This is a genomic window from Serratia sp. CY32780 (assembly GCF_052169135.1).
Classification (GTDB): Bacteria; Pseudomonadota; Gammaproteobacteria; order Enterobacterales; family Enterobacteriaceae; genus Serratia; species Serratia sarumanii.
Genome location: NZ_JBJNLI010000003.1, coordinates 200,589 through 222,041 on the forward strand (window position 1 = coordinate 200,589; position 21,453 = coordinate 222,041).

17 protein-coding genes are annotated in these 21,453 nt (G+C 57.0%); 3 read left to right on the forward strand and 14 right to left on the reverse strand.

Translation table 11 applies throughout. The annotated features are described in order from the left end of the window. Positions 1 to 27 precede the first annotated feature (27 nt). Positions 28 to 1,479, reverse strand: coding sequence for a M20 family metallopeptidase (locus ACJ8HH_RS17215; RefSeq protein ID WP_060451964.1), 1,452 nt, complete (start codon positions 1,477 to 1,479; stop codon positions 28 to 30). Continuing rightward, a complete protein-coding gene (locus ACJ8HH_RS17220; protein ID WP_060451965.1) occupies positions 1,476 to 2,792 on the reverse strand; it encodes a M20 family metallo-hydrolase in 1,317 nt (438 codons plus the stop codon). Before ACJ8HH_RS17220 ends, ACJ8HH_RS17215 begins: the two co-directional genes overlap by 4 nt. Before the next feature lie 272 nt (positions 2,793 to 3,064). On the opposite strand from ACJ8HH_RS17220, the gene ACJ8HH_RS17225 reads away from it, so the two are divergent. After that, entirely contained in the window at positions 3,065 to 3,961 is an 897-nt protein-coding gene (locus ACJ8HH_RS17225; RefSeq protein WP_025304273.1) for a LysR family transcriptional regulator, read from the forward strand. A 27-nt stretch (positions 3,962 to 3,988) separates the two neighbouring features. On the opposite strand, the gene ACJ8HH_RS17230 is transcribed toward ACJ8HH_RS17225, so the two are convergent. The 12 genes from ACJ8HH_RS17230 to ACJ8HH_RS17285 form a co-directional block, all read right to left on the reverse strand. Next, positions 3,989 to 6,112: a TonB-dependent receptor family protein gene (locus ACJ8HH_RS17230; protein WP_049196202.1), complete on the reverse strand. Its 2,124-nt coding sequence runs from the start codon at positions 6,110 to 6,112 to the stop codon at positions 3,989 to 3,991. Positions 6,113 to 6,272: 160 nt separating this feature from the next. After that, positions 6,273 to 7,409, reverse strand: a complete 1,137-nt coding sequence (locus ACJ8HH_RS17235; RefSeq protein ID WP_060428887.1) for an ABC transporter substrate-binding protein — start codon at positions 7,407 to 7,409, stop codon at positions 6,273 to 6,275. A gap of 86 nt (positions 7,410 to 7,495) precedes the next feature. Further along, positions 7,496 to 9,643 carry a phosphocholine-specific phospholipase C gene (locus ACJ8HH_RS17240; protein ID WP_060451966.1) on the reverse strand — a complete coding sequence of 716 codons (2,148 nt, stop codon included), beginning with the start codon at positions 9,641 to 9,643 and terminating at the stop codon, positions 7,496 to 7,498. A gap of 123 nt (positions 9,644 to 9,766) precedes the next feature. Next, positions 9,767 to 10,606 (reverse strand): NADPH-dependent 7-cyano-7-deazaguanine reductase QueF, encoded by an 840-nt coding sequence (queF, locus tag ACJ8HH_RS17245; RefSeq protein WP_060426846.1) that lies wholly within the window; start codon positions 10,604 to 10,606, stop codon positions 9,767 to 9,769. Further along, positions 10,584 to 11,480: a queuosine precursor transporter gene (locus ACJ8HH_RS17250; protein ID WP_004937338.1), complete on the reverse strand. Its 897-nt coding sequence runs from the start codon at positions 11,478 to 11,480 to the stop codon at positions 10,584 to 10,586. Before ACJ8HH_RS17250 ends, queF begins: the two co-directional genes overlap by 23 nt. Further along, positions 11,481 to 12,095: a helix-turn-helix domain-containing protein gene (locus tag ACJ8HH_RS17255; protein ID WP_033636033.1), complete on the reverse strand. Its 615-nt coding sequence runs from the start codon at positions 12,093 to 12,095 to the stop codon at positions 11,481 to 11,483. A 529-nt stretch (positions 12,096 to 12,624) separates the two neighbouring features. Then, entirely contained in the window at positions 12,625 to 13,926 is a 1,302-nt protein-coding gene (locus tag ACJ8HH_RS17260; protein ID WP_033649111.1) for a cytosine permease, read from the reverse strand. A gap of 20 nt (positions 13,927 to 13,946) precedes the next feature. Further along, complete coding sequence (locus ACJ8HH_RS17265) at positions 13,947 to 14,636, reverse strand: helix-turn-helix transcriptional regulator (protein WP_033636032.1); 690 nt, start codon at positions 14,634 to 14,636, stop codon at positions 13,947 to 13,949. A gap of 27 nt (positions 14,637 to 14,663) precedes the next feature. After that, positions 14,664 to 15,074, reverse strand: a complete 411-nt coding sequence (locus tag ACJ8HH_RS17270; protein WP_004937348.1) for a GNAT family N-acetyltransferase — start codon at positions 15,072 to 15,074, stop codon at positions 14,664 to 14,666. Positions 15,075 to 15,500: 426 nt separating this feature from the next. Further along, the gene (locus ACJ8HH_RS17275; protein WP_033649112.1) at positions 15,501 to 16,415 is read right to left on the reverse strand and encodes an alpha/beta hydrolase; all 915 of its coding nucleotides are present in this window, start codon (positions 16,413 to 16,415) and stop codon (positions 15,501 to 15,503) included. A 603-nt stretch (positions 16,416 to 17,018) separates the two neighbouring features. Then, positions 17,019 to 17,903 (reverse strand): ATP-grasp fold amidoligase family protein, encoded by an 885-nt coding sequence (locus ACJ8HH_RS17280; protein WP_033649093.1) that lies wholly within the window; start codon positions 17,901 to 17,903, stop codon positions 17,019 to 17,021. Between the two features lie 50 nt (positions 17,904 to 17,953). Continuing rightward, positions 17,954 to 19,249, reverse strand: a complete 1,296-nt coding sequence (locus tag ACJ8HH_RS17285; protein ID WP_033649094.1) for a lysine N(6)-hydroxylase/L-ornithine N(5)-oxygenase family protein — start codon at positions 19,247 to 19,249, stop codon at positions 17,954 to 17,956. A gap of 883 nt (positions 19,250 to 20,132) precedes the next feature. Here ACJ8HH_RS17285 and ACJ8HH_RS17290 point away from each other — a divergent pair. Both ACJ8HH_RS17290 and ACJ8HH_RS17295 read left to right on the forward strand, forming a co-directional pair. Next, positions 20,133 to 20,891 (forward strand): winged helix-turn-helix domain-containing protein, encoded by a 759-nt coding sequence (locus ACJ8HH_RS17290; protein WP_033636029.1) that lies wholly within the window; start codon positions 20,133 to 20,135, stop codon positions 20,889 to 20,891. Then, on the forward strand, positions 20,881 to 21,366 hold the full coding sequence (locus tag ACJ8HH_RS17295) for a hypothetical protein (protein ID WP_033636027.1): 486 nt from the start codon (positions 20,881 to 20,883) through the stop codon (positions 21,364 to 21,366). The genes ACJ8HH_RS17290 and ACJ8HH_RS17295 overlap by 11 nt, the downstream gene beginning before the upstream one ends. The last annotated feature ends 87 nt before the right edge of the window (positions 21,367 to 21,453 follow it).

The following is a 21,453-nucleotide window of genomic DNA, read 5'->3' on the forward strand; positions in this document are numbered from 1 at the left end:
CGGTTCTCCGGGCCCTGTCTGTTCATGCTATTTCAATGGGGAGGGTTTCACCCCCTGCGGGATTGGGCAGCGGTACGGCTGTTCGGCGCGCCGGCGTTCAAACTCGCTGCGGCAGCGCGCCAGCAGAGCGCTGTCGCTCAGCAGATCGATGGCGGTCGCCGCCATCACCTTGCCGGCCAGGCACATGCCCTTATGGGCGATAGCGGTGCGGCCCTGCGCCACCAGTTGCCAGGTGTGCAGAGGGGTGCCGAGTGCGAAACAGGGGCTAAAGCATTGGGCGGTCGGCGCCACCCAGCTTACGTCGCCAACGTCGGTAGAACCGTACAGCAGGTCGTCGGATTCCACATAAGGAGCGACCTCGTCCATCAGCACCTTTTCTCCCAGCAACTGCACCCACTCGCGCCCGGCTGCGCCGCCGGTGCGGGCAATGTTGAGTTTGGCGTTGCGCAGATCGTCGCGGCTCAGCGTCTGGCGGATTTCCTCGGCGAAGCGGCGTTCGGCGTCGCTGTACTCGGGCAGACCGAAATCACACAGGTTTTGATACATCGCGCGTTCCAGGCTGCGGTTTGGCACATAGTTGGAGCAGGCCTTGTCGAAGCGCACTTCCATCCGGGTGTCAGTCATCAGCGCTGCGCCCTTGGCGATGTTAATCACCCGTTGGTAAATGTCCTGCGCCTGGTCGAGCTGCGGCGCGCGGATCAGGTACAACACCTCGGCGTCGGCCTGCACCACGTTGGGGGAGCTGCCGCCGGTGTTGGTGACCGCGTAGTGCAGCCGCGCTTCTTGCACGATATGTTCGCGCAGGAAGTTGGCGCCGGTATTCATCAGCGTCACCGCGTCCAGCGCGCTGCGCCCCAGGTGCGGCGAGTTGGCGGCATGGGCGGCGACGCCCTTGAAGTGAAACGCCGCCTGAATGTTGGCCAGCGTACTGGTATTGAACATGCCGCTGAAGCCTTCCGGGTGCCAGGTGAGGGCGGCATCGACGTCGTCGAACAGGCCTTCGCGCACCATAAAGGTTTTGCCGGAGCCGCCTTCTTCGCCCGGGCAGCCGTAGAAGCGCAAGGTGCCGGTCAGCCGGTTCTGCTGCATCCACGCCTTGGCGGCGAAGGCGCCCGCCAGCGCCGCAGTGCCCAGCAGGTTGTGGCCACAGCCATGGCCGTTGCCGTTTTCCACCAGTGGCTGCGGCGTGGCGCAGCCCGCCTGCTGGCTCAGCCCGGCCAGCGCGTCGTACTCGCCCAGCAGCGCGATGACCGGGTGGCCGCTGCCGTAGCTGGCGATAAACGCCGTCTCGATGTCGCCCACGCCGCGTTCGACCGAGAAACCTTCCTGCTCCAGCGCATCGGCCAGCAACGTGGCGGAATAGGTCTCGTTGAAGCGCGTTTCCGGGTGGTCCCAAATCGCGTCGCTCAGCGCGCTGAAGCGGGGCCGGCGTTGGTCAATGTAGTCGTCGATAAATGCCTGCGGTGTTGAGTTGCTCATGCTTCGCTCCCGAATGTCGGCAGGTTCAGCGCCAGCGACGCCAGCGTTTTCACCGCCACCGCCATCACCTGCTCGTTGAAGTCGAATTTTTCGTTATGGTGCCCGGCGCTCAGCTCGGTGCCGAAAATGACGTATGAGGCCTGGCCGCCGCGGGATTTCACCCGCTCCATCATGTAGGTGGCGTCTTCTGAACCCGCAGCCTGTTCGCGGCGATCGACCACCGAGGTCAGCTCGGTTACCTGCTGTGCCTGGCGGCGGATGTAATCCACCCACGGTTGGGTCGGTTTGCTGCTCTGCGCAGCGCCCATCAGCGCGATGTTGCAGGCGACCCCGTGCATCTTGGCTGCGCCTTCGATGGCGTTCAGCGCCTGCTGATAGACGAACGCGTTGATCTCATTGGTGGCGCCGCGCGTTTCCACCTTCATAAACGCCCGATCGGCGATCACGTTGCGGCCGGTGCCGGCCTGCAGCACGCCGACATTGATGCGCGAGCTGCCTTCGCTGTGGCGCGGGATGGCGTAAAGCCCCAGCGCAGCCTGGGCCGCTGCCAGCAGAGCGTTGCGACCGTCCTCCGGCCTGGCGCCGGCATGGGAGGCGACGCCGCGGAAGGTGACGTCCAGCTTGCTGGTGGCCATAAAGCTGTCGCTGCCGCACACCAGCTCACCGGCCGGCACGCCGGTGCCGATATGCACCGCGGTGAAGAAATCGACGTCGTCCACCACGCCGGCCTCCACCATCGATTTTGCGCCGCGGGTGCCTTCTTCCGCCGGCTGGAAGATCAGTTTGACGGTGCCGCTAAGCTGGGACTCCAGGCTTTTGAAGACGTGCGCCAGCCCCAGGCCGATGGTGGTATGGCCGTCATGACCGCATGCATGCATCATGCCGCTGTTGCAAGAGGCGAAGCCTTCACGGAACGGCAGGTGTTCGGGTTCCAGCAATTCGTTGAGATCGAGGGCGTCCATATCCACGCGGTAGGCGATGGTTGGGCCGGGGCGGCCGGTATCGAGCGTTGCGACGATGCCGGCGAAGCCGCCGGAAAAGTGCGGCAACCATTTTTCCAACGCCCCCTGATTGCGGGCGCGCTGTTCCTGCGCTTCCAGCTCATCGGACGAAGGCAGCCCCATGCGAGACTCTGCCTTGATGACCTCGCGGCCCAGCTGCAGGCGATAACCCAGCCGATCGAGTTCTTCCGCCACCAGGGTAGCGGTGCGGAACTCAAACCAGCCGGACTCAGCATAGCGATGGAAGTCGCGGCGCCAGGCCTGCAATTGCGGGTACAAATCGGCCACCAACATCGAAAGCGAATTAGTCATAGTGATATCTCATAAGTTATCGCGCGCTGGATCGCTCCAGGCAGCAGTTATGCTCTGAACTGAAATCAGACGGTGAAGCTATTGCAAAGAAAAAGGTGTATTTGGTTACTAACTGCCGTGAATGGCGCTTATTGGCGCAGAAAATGCGCTTAATTAAGCGAAATAAGAATTTGGTTATTTATTATGTTTTTCCCGAATGTACACAATGGAATCTGGCTAAATAAGATGCCAATATCTTGCTATTGATAAATAACGGTTATCGCCTTTCGCCTATGCCAGCCTCGATAAAATTGCACCAATTGCGTGCATTTGTGGACGTTAGCCGCCAGGGCAGCATCCGCGCCGCCAGCCGCACCTCACGCCTTTCCCAGCCTGCACTGACCAAGGCCATTCAGGAGCTGGAAGAGGTGCTGGGCGCCAAGTTGTTTATTCGCCGTAGCCAGGGTGTGGTCTTGACCGACTGCGGCGATAACTTTTTCCAGCATGCCAGCCTGATCCTTGAAGAGCTGCGGGTGGCGCAGGAAGATATCCAACAGCGGTTGGGGTTGGCGGGCGGCACGGTGAATATCGGCGTTGGTGGCAGCATTGCGCGCACCGTGATGCCGCAGGTGGTCACGCAGTTTCATCGTGAGTATCCCAACGTGAAGGTGCGCATCGTCGAGGGGCAGCTGGTGTCGATGATCCCTGAACTGCGCCAGGGCGAGCTGGATTTTACCGTCAATACCTACTATCCCAGCAGCCTCGACAACGAGTTGCAGTACGAACGGCTGATGGAAAAAGAGTATCGGGTGGTGGTGCGCAAAGGGCATCCGATGGAGGGGGCGACCTCGCTGAAACAGCTGCAGCACTGCGACTGGACCATGCCGACACCGAAAGGCAGTTATTACCGGTTATTGCACGATCTGTTCGGGGACTTGGGCATGGCGCCGTCGATCAGCGTGACCTGCGAGACCTTTATGGCTTGTACCAGCCTGGTGGCGCAGAGCGATTTTGTTAGCATTCTGTCGGTGGACGTGATTTCGGATCCGATTCTGGGCAAGCATTTGGTGCCGCTCGAGCTGGAAGAGAGTCTGCCGAAAGCGACGTTTTATCTTATCCAACGCAAGGACACCACTTTGACGCCGATGGGCGCGCACCTGGCGCGCCTGTTTCGCCTTTACTGTCGGTGATACCGAGGCCCCGGCGGGGCCTCGGTATCAGAAGGCGATCGACCCCTGCACGAAGAAGGTGCGCGGTTCGCCGACGTACTTGCCGAAGTTATTGTCGTTGGAGCGGGTGAAGTAACGCTGATCGAACAGGTTTTTCACCCCGGCGCCCAGCGTCAGGTTCGACAGCTGCGGCCCGAAGTTATATTCCCCGCGCATATTCCACACCATGTAACCGGCGATATCGCCGAACTGACCATCGGCGCTTTCCTGCGTGATGTACTCCGGCCCGGTGCCCGGCGAATGCTGTTTGGACTGCGCGTAGCCGTCCAGATTCCATACCCAGCTGCCGGTGGCGTAGCGCGTGCCGACGGTATAGACCTGGCGCGAGTAGAACGGCAGGTCTTTACCGGCGAAGTCGCCCTTATCGGTGCTGGCCTTGGTGTAGGTATAGCTGGTGTAGACGCTGGCGCCGTCGAGCGCCCGGTTCAGCTCGCTGAGATCGTAGCTGAGCGCCAGCTCGATGCCTTTATGCTTGGTGGCGCCCATATTGGTCCAGCCCACGTCGTTGCTGATGTATTGCAGCTGATTATCGAAGTCGATGTAGAACAGCGTGGCTTCGGCTTTGACCACGGTATCGTCGTAGCGGGTGCCGAATTCATAGGTATGCGCTTTCTCCGCCGTCAGCCCCGGCGCAGGTTGGTTGCCGTTGCCGCCTTTGGTCAGTTGGAAATACTGCATGCTGCCGAACGAGGTGTTGGCGTTGGCGAACAGCTTCCAGGAATCGGACAGGTGGTACATCACGTTCAAGGACGGCAGCGGTTCGCTGTAGCTTTTCTCGCGGCTGATGTTGTTGAAGGCATCGTCCACGTGGGTGCGGATGCTTTCATAACGCAGGCCCGGCGTGACCGTCCAGTTGCCGACGTTGATGGTGTCGTCGATATAGAACGCGTTGGCCGCGGTGCCGCCGGAGGTGTGCTGGTAATAGTCCGGGGTCTCCGGCGTCGAGCCGATATCCGCCGGATTATACCAGGCCGAACGCGACGCCTTTTCGTCCATGGTTTCATTCAGGTAACGGTAACCGAGGGTGATCTCGTGCGCCATATCCCAGAAGCGGAAGACCTGCGAATAGCTTGGTTCGATAGCCCAGGTTGAATAGTGACGCGGATAGGAGACCATGCGCCGCTGGCCCGCGTTTTTGCCGGTGCCTTCCGATTCGATGTTGCTGCCGCGATAACTGTCGGTGAAGTAGGTCAACACTTCGAACTGTTTGTCGTCTTCCTGATGTTTGTACTTGAACGACATATCCTTGCGGCGGCCTTCGAACTGGTCCCACGGCCGCGTGGATTGGAACGGGTTTTGCGCGTATTGCGCGGCACTCAGCCCGCCCGGCATGCCGGCTTTGGCGTCGTAGTAGTGGAAATTGGCCAGCAGCTCGTCGCGATCGCTGAACGCATAACGCGTTTTCAGCATGAAATCGTCGATGTCGGTGTTGTCGTTGTTGTCGCGGTAGCCCTGGCCGTGCAGGCCGGAGTAGAGCAGCTCGGCGCCGAGGCCGTTGTCTGCGGTGCCGCCCACGGAGGCGCTGGTCAGGGTCTTCAGGCCGCCGTGGCTGGCGCCCTGGGTTTGTACGCTGGCGGTGCCGCCAAACGTTTTGGGAATGTCTCGGGTAACGAAGTTGATCACGCCGCCGACGTTCTGCGGCCCGTAGCGCACCGCGCCGCCGCCGCGCACCACGTCCACCGATTGCAGATTACCGATAGACAGCGGGGCCATCGACAGCTGCGGCTGGCCGTAAGGCGCGACCGCCAGCGGGACGCCGTCCATCAAAATGGTGGAGCGCGGAGAAAGACGCGAAGTCAGGCCGCGCACGCCGACGTTGAGCGAGATGTCGCTGCCGCCGGTGCCGTTGCTGTCGCGCACCTGCACGCCGGGTACGCCGCGCAGGCTGTCGGCGATGGTTTGGTCGCCCTGTTCGTGCATCTGCTGCTGGGTGACGATGGAACGCGCGCCCGGATGGTTGAGCAGCACCGAACTGGTATCAGGGTTGTCCAGCCAGTTGCCGACGACGGTCACGGTATCGGTATCGTTCTGAGATGAATTATCAGTAGCAAGGACAGGGAACGCGACGGCGATGGCAGCCGTCAGCAGGGAAAGCCGAAAAAGAGGTGACATAATAATGCCTTAAGAGTTTCAGACCCGGATGTGTTTTTTTAGAAAAGACAATCTTAATGATAATTATTGGCAAGTAAATAGAATTGTTACGGGATAGTTAAGTGGGTAACTAAATAATGAATGCGGGAAACAGGGCCCGGCTGGCGGGCCCTGGCGGGGGTTATTGCGGCGTAAGCCAGAAGACGCCGCTGTAATCCAGCGCGGTGAATTTCTGATGCACCATTTCGATATCCGCTTGCGGATCAATATCTTTAAACAGCGTCGGGTGCAGGAATTTGGCGATCGCCTCAACCGCGATAAAGTTGAGCGGCGTGTCGTAAAATTGATGGTAAATCGCCATCACGCGTTTTTCTTTCACCGCTTTCAGCACGTTAATGCCGGTGCGATCCAGCAAATGCGCCAGTTTCTTTTGGCTGGTGGCCATATCGGTAGCGTAACCCAGCGGCACCGCCAGCGTGCCGCGATGCCCGCGGCTCCAGTCGGCGCCGGTCAGCAGATAGAAATCCGGGTTGCTGCTGATCACCTGCTCGACGTTCACTTCACCGCCCATGTCTGAAAACAGCTTGCTGCCGATATTGTTGCCGCCGGCGGTATCGATGAACTGCCCGAAGCTGCCTTTGCCGAAGGTGTTGCAGCACTGCTCGCCTTTGATGCCGGCGCTGCGCTCGATGAAGACGCTGGGGCGCTGCTCCGGTTTCAGCGTGGCGACGCGCTGGCGCACCAGCTCGAGGCGCTGCTGATAGAGGCGAATAAAGGCGTCGGCGTTGGGCTGCTCGTCAAACACTTTACCCAACAGCGCCATGCTGGCGACGGTGTTGGTCAGCGGCTGCTGGCGAAAATCGATGATCAGCACCGGGATGCCGACTTTTTCCAACTGGGTCAGTACGCCGCTGTCTTTCAATTTGCTCAGCAGACCGATGTCGAAAATGATCAGGTCCGGTTGGCGCACCACCGCGCTTTCCACGCTGAAATCACTGGTGTAGGGGTTGTCGAAGGTAGGGATTTGCATGACCTGCGGAAATTTTTTCGCATAGGCCTCAACCAGATCCGGTGCTTTGACCTTCAGCGAGTTGTCCCAGGCGATGATGTTTTTCAGCGGCTGCTGCGGGTGCAGAATATTCAGCGCCAGTAGCGCGCGGGCATCGGCCAGAAGAACGCGTTTGGCCGGTTGCGGCAGGGTGACCTGACGGCCGGCGACATCGGTGACGACGATAGGCGCGGCTTGAGCGGCGCCGGCCAACAGCAAAACGCAGGCGGCCAACCAGCGGCCGGCTTTGGCGATAAGAACAGCGGGCATGAAGATCCTTGGGTAATCGGCTGGGAACGAGAACGCAATGATAAGCGATATCCTTTCGCTTTTTGAACTCCCTTGATGCCGATCGATTACCCCTGGCCCATCAGCGGGTCGCTGACGCTGTGTTCGCCATCCTCCAGCCGCCCCGCCAGGCGGCGCAGCCAGCCGTCGGCGCCTTGCAGCGTAAGGTCATACCAACCGCCGCTGGCGCGGGCGTCAAACGCTTGCTGGTGGTTGCCGCCCGCCGGCAGCGTGATAGGCCACGGCCCTTGCTGCGTGTAGGGGCAGCGTTCGAGGGTGACCGCTATCGCTTCGGTGCCCGGATTGTTCAGCTGCAGCAGCAGGCTGCGGCCCGTCGGGCGCAAACGCACCTCCGGCTGCGGCCGGCTCAGGGTGCCGCGCAGCTCGCGATGAAAGCCGTTGGGGCCGAGCAACCACAGATGGTACTCATTCTTCGCCAGCCAGTCGTCGCTGACCGCCTTACCCGCCTCGACGGTAAAACGGCGCGGGATCTGCGTCAGATCCCGCCGATCGTAGACGTGAAACACCGCTCCCTGCTCGCCGGTATTGAACAGGTTCAGCGTCACGCGGCGCTGCTCGGCCGCGACGGTGGCTTCGACGTGCAGCTGGTAGGGCAACGCGCGGGAAGGGCGCGCCAGGCGGCGTTGGTGGGGCAAACGCTGGTGGGCGAGGGATGGCAGCGGCACCTGCGGCAGCTGTTCCTGGCGCAGGCGCAGGCCGTCGGCGGCGTGGCGGCTGGTGGCGGGCAGGCTCGGCAGCGCTTCGCCGTTAGGATCGACAAAGTTGAACGCCGAGGTGAGATCGCCGCACACGGCGCGGCGCCAGGCGCTGATGTTGGGTTCATGCACCTGAAAGCGCTTTTCCAAAAATTGCAGCACCGAGGTGTGATCGAAGACCTGCGAGTTGACCCAGCCGCCGCGGCTCCAGGGCGACAGCACCAGCATCGGCACCCGTGGGCCGGGGCCGTAGATGCGGCCGTCCGGCGGCGGTTGATCCTGCGAACCGGGCGGGGCCACGTGCTGGAAGATCTCGGTGTCGAACGGCACGGTCGATTTACCGGCGAAGCTGCCGTCTTCGCGCAGCGACGGCGCGGAAGGCGAAGGCATATGGTCAAAAAAGCCGTCGTTTTCGTCGTAGTTGACCAGCAGGACGGTTTTACTCCACACCTCCGGGTTGTCGGTCAGCGCGTTGAGGATCTCTTGGGTGAACCAGCCGCCCTGCACCGGGCTGGAGGGATCGGGGTGTTCCGAATAGGCCGCCGGCGCGATGATCCAGCTGACCTGCGGCAGTTTGCCCTGCTGCACGTCGGCGCGGAATCCGGCCAGCATGGCGTCCAGATCGTTGCCGTCGGCGGCCGGCAGGGTGTTGCCGTTGCCCTTGTACAGCGGCGCGGCCTCGTTGAGCGCATCGCTGTAGGGCACGAAGGCGTTGAAGTCTTTCGGCGGTCGCGCCGGATTGCCCACCTGAATGCTGGCGGCGCGGTATTGGCGAAAACCCGCCAGCGGGTTGTCGGTAAAGTTGTCCGGCAGGAATTGATACACCTTCCAGCTGACGCCGTTTGCCTCCAGCCGTTCCGGATAGGTTGTCCACTGGTAGCCAATCTCCGCCGGGCCGGGGCTGTCCCACTCGTTGACCACCACCGCCACGTCGGCGGCGGACGGGCCGTTGGTGCCGGTCCAGTGGAACAGCCGGTTGGTGTTAGTACCGGCGTGAATGGAGCAGTGATAGGCGTCGCACAGGGTAAAGGCGTTGGCCAGCGCGAACTGGAACGGCAGCTCCTGCTGGCGATAGTAGCCCATCGAGGCCGGCGTTTTGTAGGTGGGCCAGGCGCTCATGCGGCCGTGATCCCAGGCGGCTTGCTCATCCACCCACGAGTGCGGCGTGCCGGTGACGCGCTGGGCGTTGCCGCGTTGGCTGTCCAGGTGGTAGGGCAGCACCAGCCGCTCGGCGCCCTGCTGCTGCCAGACGTGGCGATCGCCGGGCAGTGGAATGGTGAAGCGATCGCTGAAGCCGCGCACGCCAGGCAGGGTGCCGAAGTAGTGGTCGAAAGAGCGATTCTCCTGCATCAGGATCACCACGTGTGCGACGTCGCGCAGGGTGCCGGTGCGGTTATTGGCGGGAATGGCCAGCGCTTTGCGAATCGAGGCGGGCAACAGTGAGAAAGCCGATCCGATGGCGGCAGCCCGCAGGATGTCTCTGCGTGAAAGGTCAGGCATGCGTCGTTAATCTCCGTCAGTGTGCTTTGAAGATAGCCGCTGACGACGATAATGGCGAAAAATAACAGGGAGATGAATGCGAGGGAAACAATGCTCCCCGGCGGGAGCATTGGGGGATAACGCTTACTGTCTGATCAGGCGCCCGAGCGCCGGCGCCGTTTCGAAATCGCTGCGGAAGGGGTTGATGTCCAGGCCGCCGCGGCGGGTGTAGCGCGCGAACACGCTGAGTTTTTCCGGGCGGCAGCTCTGCTTGATGTCGTTGAAAATGCGCTCGACGCACTGCTCGTGGAATTCGTTGTGCTGGCGGAAGGAGATCAGGTAGCGCAGCAGGTTTTCGCGATCGATTTTGCGGCCTTCATAGCGGATCACCACGCTGCCCCAGTCCGGCTGGTTGGTGACTAGGCAGTTGGATTTCAGCAGATTGGAAGACAGCGTCTCCGCCACCGGTTCCCCTCTCTCGGCCGCGCCGCTCAGGTATTCCGGTTTGAAGGCGAAGTCGTCGACCGCGATATCCAGATCGTCGATGTTGATGCCCGGCAGGCGATCGATCTGCGCCGGGTAACCTTCCAGCCCCGGATAGAGTTTGACGGTGACCTGGCCGTTGGCCGCCTGCGACAGATCTTGCTGCATGGCGGCGCTCACCTGTTCCACGCTGTCGAAGCGCGTTTGGTTGAAGCTGTTGAGATACAGCTTGAACGATTTGGACTCGATCAGGTTCGACGAGGAGTGCGGGAAGGTAAATTCGCCGATGCCTACCACCGGCTTGCCCTTGGCGTTGAGCCAGGACAGCTCGAAGGCGGTCCACAGATCAAAGCCGCTGAACGGCAGCTGCCGCTCGTCCACGCCGATCAGATCGCGGCCGCGCGCGCGCGGCAAGGCTTCAAGCAATGCGGGAGCATATTGATCCGGATAATCGGAGTTGGCGCCAAGATGGGTGATCTTATCTTGCTTTTGGATATGCATATTCATTGCCCTTTGCTTGTTCGGTATTGATGTAGCGGTTAAACAGACTGCGGGTGGCGTAGATCGGCCCGACGCCCAGAAGGGCGTAAACCACCTTGATCAGGAACTGCGACAGGATCATGGTTTTGATGATGTCCCAGCTCAGCACGTTGTAGAACGCCAGCGTACAGAACACCACGCTGTCGATGGCCGAAGCCACTACGGTACTGGTGATCACGCGCACAAACAGGTAGCGGGAGTTGGTCAACTCTTTGATTTTGCAGAGCAGGTAGGAGTTGACGTTCTCGGAGATCAGATAGGCCGCCGACGAGGCCACCAGCACCGCCATGATGCTGTGTACGATGCCGTTGTAGGTCTCGCTGTACTCCCACTGCGGAATGCTCGGCACCAGCGTCGTCACCCAAACTCCCAGGACGAAGGTCAGGTTGGCGATAAACGAGATGATGATGGTGCGCCTGGCCAGCCGCAACCCGTAGAATTCGTTGAGAATGTCCACCAGAATGAACGTGAGCGGGTAGATGAAGATCGCCGGCGGCGTGATGAGATTCAGCACCGGGATTTGGATCGGCTTGACGCCGCACAGCGTTGAGAAAATGTAAATCACGCTGAGCGCCACGGTAATAATCAGGTAGGCGTACCAGGATCGTTCATGGCGATCGCTGAGCTCGTAGGCGGTTTTTTGTTGGTTGTCGCCATAGAGTTTGCGGTACAGCGCCTGCAGCTCGTGCCGGCTCAGATCTTCCGATATTTCGCTGTCGGCCAGCTCATTCAGCCCCATGGTAATGGTTTTGCCGGTGGCCAATACCATGACATTGGCCGCGATGGTGCCATGCCGGGTGAAGCCCAACAGCTTGAACTTCTGATTCGGTTCCATTTATAACCTTTCTCCAACGATGTAACCCAGGAATTGCACGGTGTCCTGAGGGCGTTTGTCCATGCTTTCGCTGTCTTTGTCGTCAACCACAAAGAAGCCGCTTTTTCCCGAGTGATACAGCAAAGGCGAATCGCAAATCAGTACCGGCGGACGTTTTATGATGATGATCTCGCCGGGAATAAATGACCCTTTAATTTCGGTCTCTATTTTCATTGCCAACATGTTCGACTCATCGCCGAAGAAATAAGTCAGAGGAAACTCGGTGACCAGTTGCCCGATCTTGCGCTGCGAGACGGCCAGATAGCGCGACTGCGGGATCACCGGAATGGCGGAAGGGTTCTTGTTGCCCTCGGTGGACAGCGTCTCGTTGAGCAGCTCCAGCTTTTCCAGATCGTAGTCTTCGATCTCTTCACAGGAGACACCGAAGAAATCGGAGATCCGATTCACGGTGGATTGCTGAACGTTGTTCACTCTTCCGTCAAGAATTTTGTAGAGAGTCGTGCGCGTCAGGCCGCTGCGATTGGAAAAGGAAGCCTTGGTTTCACCGCGGGTACGCATCAGATATTCAATATTTTTAATGATGTTGATTTTGCGCTGTGCGTTGGTGGTTTTCATTGGCTGTCCTTACAAACATTACGCAGGCTTCACTATATCCTACGCACTGGCGTTGTCCAGATAAAAAGGCGCGGACGCGCGGGTAACAGGCTGATTATTGGCGGTAATTATTGTTTCTCGTCAGCCGTTTAGCGCAGTGATGTCAGCGGGGATGGCCTGCTTTCTCTGTGCGAAAGATAAAGCCGTGTAAATCAATTGATTAGGTTTTGCTTATGGAAAAGTGAACACAAAAGCCGGTTTTATGTTTACTTTTATGTTGACCAAAACCGATTTCATGGGCTACTGTTCATGCAAGCTGAAGTTTTTCTTTATGATCAAACACGGAAGCCAACAATTTTTATAATAAAAAGCCCAGAGGGGGCGTTGCCACACTCTGAGCATAATGGATAGCTTGCTACCGACACCAGGGACCCTAACTACCACGGCCGTTTGTCTACGCGATCGGCCTATTCTTTTGCACTGAATCTCCCTTTTCGAGCATCAAACACTCCCCCGTTACCGGAGGAGTGCAATAACGCGTGCGCGAAAATCAGAGCGATTTCTGTGAGGCCAGCGGTTTTTGCGCCCGGCTGAAGGCCAGTTTGAGCACCCAATACAGCAGGCTGGCGGCCACCAGAGAGTTGATGGTCGGCACGCCCCATTCGGTCGCCAGGCCAACGGCGCCGCCGACGATGCTGGCGACGATCGCCGCCCAGCCGATGGTCGGCGTTTCGCTCGGCAGCTGGCCGGTACGGCGGCTCTCGTCCAGGATCTTGCGGTGGCTGCGCAGCAGGTAATAGTCCACCAGCATGATGCCGATAATCGGCGGGAAGACCACGCCAAGCACCGTCAGGAAGTCGACAAAGCGGTCAAGAATGCCCAGCACCGACAGCGTGGTGCCAAGAATGCCGATCACCAACGTGGTGTAGGTGTACTTCAGCTTTTTGCCGGTGATGCCTTCCACCGCGTTGACGATGCCCAGCGAAGAAGAGTACAGGTTGAGATCGTTGACGCGCAGGGTGGAGAACACCACCACCAGCAAACCGGCGCCGCCGGCCGCTTGTGACATGATGGTGACCACATCGGCGGTGCCCAGGGTTTTGGCGATCAGGATCGCCAGGCCGTTCACCACGAACTCGCCGGCGATGATGGTGAAGAGCGTGACGCCGAGCACGTGCTTGCCGTTTTTGGAGTAACGAGTCAGATCGGGGGTCATCAGGCTGGCCACGATGGCGCCGCCGACGACGATGGTGATGCCGGCGCTGATGGTCAGCGGTTCACCCGGCGGCGCCAGCTGGATGATCTCCTGCAGGTTATGGCCGGAAAGCGCGGTCACCGAAATATAGGCCACCAGCATGATGAACATCGGCACCGCGATACGGGCGGCGATGCGCAGCGCCTTGAAGCCGAATGCCACCAGGATGGTCAGCAGCGTGCCCGAGAGCCCGGCGGCCAGGCCGAAGCCCAGCTTATTGCCGAGCGCGAAGTCGAGCGACTTGGCGAAAATGGCGTTCTGAATGCCGAACCAACCCAGCAGGCTGACGGCCACCACCACGCCGATCAGCACCGAGCCCAGACGGCCGAAGCCGCACCAGCGCGCCAGCAGGCTGCCGGAAATGCCTTCGCGCATCCCCGCCAGCCCCAGGCCGTAGGTCACCACGCCGAAGATTAGGCTGCCGACGAAAATGGCGGTGAAGGCGTCAATCAGCGTCATGGAGTTGCCGAGCACGGCGCCGAGCATGAACTGGTCCAGCGCGGTCAACATGCCCATATGTACGATGGCCACGCTTAAAAACGAAACTCGTTTATCCTGCGGCACCCGGGTGAGCGGATAATCTTCGATCTTTATCACGGTGAGATCTTCCTTGCGGTTCAAATAAACTGAATGCCTTTGGTTATCAGGCGATCGGGAATGTAGTTATCCAGATTGGCGTATTTGCAGTATTCCTCAAATTGCTGCTGAGTATGCACGTTGGCCTTCTGGTAGATGTTATAAATGCGGTTTTCGATGGTCTTATTGCTGACGTTATAGATTTTGGCGATCTCTTTCACCGTAAATCGTTGCAGCATAAGGAAAATGACATCGAGTTCGGCACGGGTGAACAGCTCGTTATTGACTTCTGTGGTCAGCACGCTGGGTTTTTGCTGATTGATGTATTTCAGCGGCGACAGGCTGTTCATCGGCTTGGCGTTCCAGATCACGCCAATCACCTGTTTGTCATCATTGTACACCGGCAGCTTTTCGCTGATAAACGGCGTCAGGCTGTCTTTGCCGTACCAGTAGTGTGTTTCTATGACCGTGACCCGATCGCGCGCCGCTTCGGTCATCTTGTCATGCTCGATAAAGTCGGCGGCGGAGTCGGCCCAGTCGGCGGGGAATTCGTGGTCATATTTACCGGCGACGTCGAAATTCAGCGGCGTATTGGTATAGAGATAAGCGGCGCGGTTCATATAGAGGTGGCGGGACAGCTGATCTTTGATGCCCCAGGGTTCGCTCAGGTGCTCCATCATGGTGATGAGGCCCTTAAAATAAGATTCATTATTTTTATGCGATGAACCCATACCCACCTCTGTGCCGCTCAGGCTGCGTTACAGGCTTTTAGCCAGGTAATGGCGGGTGTGGCGATGCGCATAGTCGCCCAGCTCGCCGTAGACCCGGTAGCCCAGTTTTTCGTAGAAGCCTCTGGCCTGGAAATCGAAGGTATCGACATAGGCCATATGGCAACCGCGCTTGCGGGCTTCTTCTTCGGCCAGCTCCATCAATTGGCGGCCGTATCCGCTTTTGCGGCACTGATCGCCGACCCACAGATACTGCACTTCCAGGCCGCCCCACCAGGTGCGTGCGACCAGGCCGCCGACGATCTGCTGGTTGTCGTCGGTGACGGTCAGGAACAGCGGGTGAATGTCTACGGGCTGGGTTTTGTGATTGTGCGCCCAAAGGCTGTCGATAACGAACTCTTCATCCTGCGGGTTGGGTTTGTCGGTGATATTAATATTCATTTTTAATATAATTCCCTGATTTAATTATTCAAAACCGAACTAGGCGCTTTCGCTCCAACCGCTTCTAATATCACTTTAATTAATGTATTTCAAGGGTGGTTTTCACCCTTTTCCACCCGGTGAGCGGGCGCTTATAGTAGGCGTCACAGGGAGAAGAAAATAGTGAACAGGCGGTATTAAAACGCTGAAATGCCCTGCCAACACCATCTTTTCCTACTTGCGCCTCACCAGGGCCCCACCGGGAAAACTGCAGTACTGTATGGCTCCACCGGATAGAGCAAGCTCACTTGCCGACGGGGGAGCCACTTTGTTTTTTGACGCCCCCATCCGCGACCACCCTTCACCGTCTCAGATAGTAAACACTCTTCTCATCAGAAGATATGTGCCGCAGATGAAAATGTGGCCGATACCTTCCAATCCGCGGATTCAATCCTCTGCGATGACGCTGCTCAGCGCCGGCTCGATGGCCGCGCCCAGCATGGCGCCGTGCCCTAAGGCGGGCCACTCCCGATAGCCGACGGTGAGACCGCCGAGCTGCGCCAGCTGTTCGGCCAGCAAATGCGTTGCATCCGCCGGCAGAGTGGGGCTCTTCACGCCGGGCGGAGCCGCGCGATCGCGTTCTGCCAGGCCAACCCACAGTTGCAGCCTTGTCGCCGGCACCGCACGTCGTTCCGTCATCTGCTGCGCTTCTTGCAGGATCATACCGTTGCCCCACCACAGTGAGGGTTCCACGGCGATGTAGCGCTGGAAGGTGGCGGGATGGGTGAACAGCGTGTGCAGAACGAAAAGCCCGCCGTAGGAGTGGCCCCACAGCGTTTGCCGCTGAGGATCGACCACCAGTTTGGCGGCGATCGCCGGTTTGATCCGAGTTTCAATCAATTGCAGGAACGCATCCGCGCCCCCGCCGGCCCGCGGCGCTTTCTTCATGCCTGCCGGCAGAGGGAGCGTATAGTCGTAGGCGCGGCCGGCGGCATCGATGCGCAGATCGTTGTCATAACCGATCATCACCAGCACCGGCGGCCGCTTCGCCGCTGCCAATTTGGCCAGTAAGGCGGCGTTCAACTCCATCAGCACCGCATTGCCGTCGAGGAAATAAACCGTTGGATAGCCGCCAGGCGCAGGCGCCCGACGCGGCTGGGCGATGCGCACACGGTAATGCCGTTGGCCATCGGCGGAGGTGAAGCGCAGATCGCTGAAACGATAATCCGCAGAATCGCTATCGGCTACGGTAGTGCCGATCTTGCGTTCCAAATCGGGCCTGGCCAGCACGGAGCCCGGCAGCCAAAGGCCGATGGCGAGCGCCAGAAGCGCGGAGATAAAATGCCGGTTGGACAAGAACATGCGGATCAACATCCTCGAAAAAGGCCGATAGTAGCATCCGTTCGCGTCAGGCAAAAACCTACCTTTAGGGTGGACATTCCGACCGCGGAACCCGGAAGCGCGCCGCCAGTTGCTTTGCCGGGTTAATAGCAACTCATTGTTATTATTGGTAAGTCAGGAATAAGAAGGATTATCATTAATTAGAAATGGTTATGATTTTTATGCGGGGAGAAACGGCGAGGGCGGATGAAAACACACGGTTATCAACGATTTTGAGCAAAAAAAGCCCTATAAAATAGGGCAAAGACACACAACAACACCAGGGAAACTTTCCGGTATCTTATATTATAGCTTCCTATACATATAGAACATTTTATTATAAATATGTAAGTGATTCTTATTAATCGTTTAATGCCATTATTTTTCAAATGGTTATGTGGTCTGGCTGAGGTATTGTTCTTGGGCCGGGCGTGGGCTGCCAGGGATTGCCGGCAGGGGTTTTGCTGTAACGGCGGCATGAACCGGCGAGATCGGCGGCCCGATAACCCTCAGGGCAATACCGGCCGGCAGGCCGCGAACATGCCGGCCGGTATTGCCGATCTTCACCGTGGGGCCAGGTGAAAATCAGTGCTGTTGCAGCGTCAGCATCTCGCCAAGCAAAACATCGGTCGGCGGCAGGATATCCGTATCCAGCCCGGCGGAAGGGGTAAAGGTCAGCTCGCCAAAAATGATTCGGCCTTGCGAGATGTAGAAATCAACGCGAACAAACTCGAAGGGCGCGGACAAGCGCGAGGCGTACTCAAACAGCTCATCGTAACCCTCTGGCTTCACGAAGGCGTCTATTTCTTCCTGGCTCAAGGCCAGACAGTCATCGCTGTAGCACAGAAACTTGAAATCTTTATCAAAGAAGTAATACTTCGGCGACCCGGTATCCCTGCCGACACACAGTAAGGTGCAGTAAGGCACGCCGCGGAAGCAATAGATCTTATAGTCTTCAGGCCCGTGACCATTGGCCGATTCGATATACTTCTCGCCAATGATCTTTTTTTGTATCCCTTTGTAGTTGAGTTCTACATAGGTTTTCCAATAATCGTCTTTCATCCAGCCGTCGATCAATTTTTTGGCGCTCGTGATATTCAGCAATTTTTTATTCTGGCAAATCAGGTTATACCCGGAACCGTGATTCCCTTTGATCACAAATTTGTCCGGCAACGTGTCCCACGGAATATCGTTTACTGAATCGCAGGCAAAGTACAATTCATTCAGGATCTCTTCGCACCCCTTTTCTTTGATGTACTCTCTCACCGCATATTTATCTGCGCATTGCTTTACCAACGCATTGTGACTATAGCCATTCAACTTCAGGTGATTGATCTTTTCATTCCAGGTGGACGGCGCCTGCAAGTTTAACGGTTTGCCAAACGCTTTTTTGTAGAGCAATCTGGCCTTGAATTCGGGGGCCAATACGGCCAGCTGCTTTATAATAAATTTAATAATTTGTCTTTTCATATACGTCATTCCATCATAGCGCTGTGATAATGATTAAGGCGTGCTCGCGGTTAAAACGTGGGAGAGACACCTTCACTTCGCCATTGAAGTGCACTCGGCGTTGTACTCAGATCAAACGGCTGTTGTTCTAAAGCGCGATTAAGAATACGGGCCGATCGCCACGCCATCAGGCTCAACTGCGGATCGGCAATGCCGTGATTATGCATACTGGCGTTCATGGCGAATAAGCAGTTCTCCGCAGGGCCTTCCCACTCAAAGGTAAAGTCGGGGGCGATGCGGTATTCGCCATCCGCAGTGGTCAGCAAACGGTGGGCCAAAGGCTCAAGGAACTCTGGCGTTGCCGATTGGTAACCGGTGGCAAAGATCACCACGTCCGCCTTGAAGGCTTCTTCGCCGTGATCGAGATGATGGCGCGTTTCGAGTTGGTAGGCGTTATCCAGCGTGTGTTTCACGGCCGTCAGCGAACGGCTGGGCAGCAGGCGCACCCATAATTTCTCGCGCAGGACGTCGAAGCGGTGGTACATGGCGCGATAAATCGCCAGCAGCGACTCACTGGTGATGCCGTCTGAGGTCATCTTCTGTTCGGCCAGCATATGCCGCTTGGCCGCGCTATCCAGCGAGTAAAAGCTCTCGACGTAATCGGGCGTGAAATATTCGTTGGCAAAGGCCGCTTCATCGAGCGCGTTGTAATTGTTGCGGCGCGATATCCAGTCGAGCTGTTCCGGTTGCCCCCATTCCCCTTTAAAAATATTCAGGAACAGGTCGGCGCCGCTCTGGCCGCCGCCGACGATCGCCACGCGTTTGCCTGTCAGATCGGGGTTGCGCAGCATCATTTCGCTGGCATGGAAACAGCGATCGCTTTGCGCCGTCACGCAATCAGGCAACTTTATTTTCTTGCCAATCCCAATGCTGACGTGCCTGGCGTGGAAGACCTTATTCGAGGTGGTCACCACGAACTGACGCTGCCGATCGTCAAACTCGACCCGTTGAACGTCTTGATTAAATGCTAATGAGCGCATGCCGCCGGCGGCCCAGGAGAGGTAATCGGCAAACTCTTCACGCGATGCGGTGCGCTGTTCCGTGGTCAGGAAACGGTAGAACTTCCTGTTTTTTACCAGATAGTTGAGAAAGCTGTACCGGTTGGTTGGGGCAACCGCGCTCACCAGGTCTTTTAAAAAGTTGGTCTGCATGCTGCAATCCGCCAGGATCATCCCTGGGTGCCAGGAGAAATGGGGTTTGCGTTCCAGGAATTGCCCCGTAAATCCCTCTATTTCACTCCCTAAGGCCGCCAGGCTAAGATTCGACGGGCCAAGGCCAATACCGATGATATCCAAACGCTGATTCATTAATAAGCTCCAGTATAATGAGAATAATACCCAGAAATACGGCTGCAGAAGGGCGGCTTATAGCAACCAGGCTGCCTTTTTCTTATAAGTAAGCTTCACGAATTAAATGTAATTAAAGGTGTGCGGGCCAAAAATACCGCATTATTTAAATGCCCGTTTAGAATTCGGTAGCTCATCAGGTAAAGGCTACGGGCGTATTTCTTTCCATGAAAGTCCCAATGAAAGCTTGCGTGTGTTATAATTAACTCGTTTAGGTATAAATCCGATAAAGTCTTATTTATCATTCCATAAAAACGCCAACCCAGGGAAAAGAAAAGCCGTTGGGTTTTCATCAGTTGTTCTCGTGTCGACGCTGGTCTGCGTTCGTCTTATGTCTCTGGGATCAAGTATTCGTTGCTTAGAATAGCCCTAAAATGCGTCCTGGGAAGGTGAAATAACATGATATTAGAAGCAGAGGGCGTTTTGAAAATATGAAATTAAAAGTGAAATTATGAAATTAGCCTGTTGTGATTTGTTTTTTGTCATATGATTCAACGTGTTAAAGTGTTACTTGTAATGGTGTGGCGAGCCAGTGAGCAGGGGTTTTTCCTGCTGCAGTGAGCCTCTTCCTTCGCTGTATCCCTCCTGAATCCTAAGCATTCCCTCCCTGCGGGCACTCATCGGCTGAGCAAAGATTGCTCATGCTGCATGCAAAATGCGCTGTTCGTTTAGTGGACACCGGCTCAATGCCGGCGGAAGGTCAGAGAGGCTGGCCGTCACGCTCGACGTGGTTACGTTGTGAGGAAGACTTGTCTAACCGCGCGGCGGTTAATTGTTCGTGTGATAGGAAGATTCTTATGTTTCAGCTATAATCCGCGCCAGGAGTAGGTCTAAGAGAGCGATTATGAGGTTCTTAATCAATAACCGAATTATCTTCGATGAGGATAACTCGACGCTGGCGTTGGCGGAGGAGAACCTCGAACCGGTGACGCTCACCACGATAGCCAATCGTCTGCTCGCGCTGTTGGTAAAAAATAACGGCATCTTGATTAGCCGGGACTTTATTTTTTCCACCGTCTGGGACGATCATGGCAAAACGGCCTCGAACAGTAACCTGAACAACTATATCGCCAGCCTGCGCCGTACATTTGCCGGCTTGGGAGAGAGCGAAATTCTGGTTACCGTGCCGAGGCAGGGATTTATGTTTACCGCCGCCAGCATTCATTCCGTGGCGGACAATATGACGCAGGACGAAAGCGTTCCTGCCGCGCCTTTACCCGTCCGGCGCCGTTGCGATGCCATTTTACCTAAGGTAACGCTGCTGTTTATCGGGATTGCGTTGGTATTGGCGGGCGTTTACTTTTTTACCGAACGTTACGACACCGCTTATCAGACCCAGATCGCCAGCTACAAATCTTGCCGCGTGGAGACGCTGAACGCCAGCGAGCGGATCGACGAGCGGTATATTGCCGACGCCCTGGAAAGGCTCAAAAGCCGTGGTTTTGATTGTGATGTACCGGCAACGGTTTATTACTCTCGATTGACATACCATTATACGAACTACAAAAAGCTGATTGATTTCATCTCGTATTGCCCGAAACACCGCGTTAAGAATATGGATGCGCACTGTGAAGATGAGTTTGAGGTGATCAATGAAGGTTAGCTCGCGCCGTGCTTTCTACCTGGCATTATCTGCTGCTATTGCCCTTGTTATTGTTATATTGATTTATTTATTGACCGCCTCGCGAGATTTCCCTGAGTGCAATGCGTCTTTATCGACGACGCGCATGACGCCGAATGGGACGGTAACCAGCGGTTTGTACGTGAACATCGTGCGTTCAGGATGGCGCCGCGCGACCATTACGCTTAACGGTTTAGCCTATCGGGATGGAAAGAAGCAGGTGATAGCCCGCGTGCTCGAAACGAAGTATCACTATCATCGTGGGTACTACTATGTCGCCATTGAAAAGAAAATCCTTCAATCCATGGATAACTTCACCTACTCGGATGCGCAGACCTTTCTGTTGGGTGAGGAAAAACATTACTATGTTTTAAAAATTGCCAAATTGAATGATGACAATTTTATTATGTACTACGGCAGGCAGCCTGAGTTGCTGTGTTCCGTAACCAGAAAATGATGGAAACATCCCATAATGAGACGATTATGGGATGTGGTTAGTGATGGCGTGTATAGCAAATAACGGCAGGTTGAACGTGTCCGTGAA

Excerpts from the sequence above, each read along its gene's own strand:
- ACJ8HH_RS17255 (WP_033636033.1), bottom strand. The coding sequence starts at position 12,095 with ATGAAAACCACCAACGCACAGCGCAAAATCAACATCATTAAAAATATT.
- ACJ8HH_RS17295 (WP_033636027.1), top strand. The coding sequence starts at position 20,881 with ATGAAGGTTAGCTCGCGCCGTGCTTTCTACCTGGCATTATCTGCTGCT.
- ACJ8HH_RS17215 (WP_060451964.1), bottom strand. The coding sequence starts at position 1,479 with ATGAGCAACTCAACACCGCAGGCATTTATCGACGACTACATTGACCAA.
- ACJ8HH_RS17275 (WP_033649112.1), bottom strand. The coding sequence starts at position 16,415 with ATGTTCTTGTCCAACCGGCATTTTATCTCCGCGCTTCTGGCGCTCGCC.
- ACJ8HH_RS17235 (WP_060428887.1), bottom strand. The coding sequence starts at position 7,409 with ATGCCCGCTGTTCTTATCGCCAAAGCCGGCCGCTGGTTGGCCGCCTGC.
- ACJ8HH_RS17230 (WP_049196202.1), bottom strand. The coding sequence starts at position 6,112 with ATGTCACCTCTTTTTCGGCTTTCCCTGCTGACGGCTGCCATCGCCGTC.
- ACJ8HH_RS17270 (WP_004937348.1), bottom strand. The coding sequence starts at position 15,074 with ATGAATATTAATATCACCGACAAACCCAACCCGCAGGATGAAGAGTTC.
- ACJ8HH_RS17250 (WP_004937338.1), bottom strand. The coding sequence starts at position 11,480 with ATGGAACCGAATCAGAAGTTCAAGCTGTTGGGCTTCACCCGGCATGGC.
- ACJ8HH_RS17265 (WP_033636032.1), bottom strand. The coding sequence starts at position 14,636 with ATGGGTTCATCGCATAAAAATAATGAATCTTATTTTAAGGGCCTCATC.
- queF (WP_060426846.1), bottom strand. The coding sequence starts at position 10,606 with ATGCATATCCAAAAGCAAGATAAGATCACCCATCTTGGCGCCAACTCC.
- ACJ8HH_RS17240 (WP_060451966.1), bottom strand. The coding sequence starts at position 9,643 with ATGCCTGACCTTTCACGCAGAGACATCCTGCGGGCTGCCGCCATCGGA.
- ACJ8HH_RS17225 (WP_025304273.1), top strand. The coding sequence starts at position 3,065 with ATGCCAGCCTCGATAAAATTGCACCAATTGCGTGCATTTGTGGACGTT.
- ACJ8HH_RS17220 (WP_060451965.1), bottom strand. The coding sequence starts at position 2,792 with ATGACTAATTCGCTTTCGATGTTGGTGGCCGATTTGTACCCGCAATTG.
- ACJ8HH_RS17280 (WP_033649093.1), bottom strand. The coding sequence starts at position 17,903 with ATGAAAAGACAAATTATTAAATTTATTATAAAGCAGCTGGCCGTATTG.
- ACJ8HH_RS17285 (WP_033649094.1), bottom strand. The coding sequence starts at position 19,249 with ATGAATCAGCGTTTGGATATCATCGGTATTGGCCTTGGCCCGTCGAAT.
- ACJ8HH_RS17290 (WP_033636029.1), top strand. The coding sequence starts at position 20,133 with ATGAGGTTCTTAATCAATAACCGAATTATCTTCGATGAGGATAACTCG.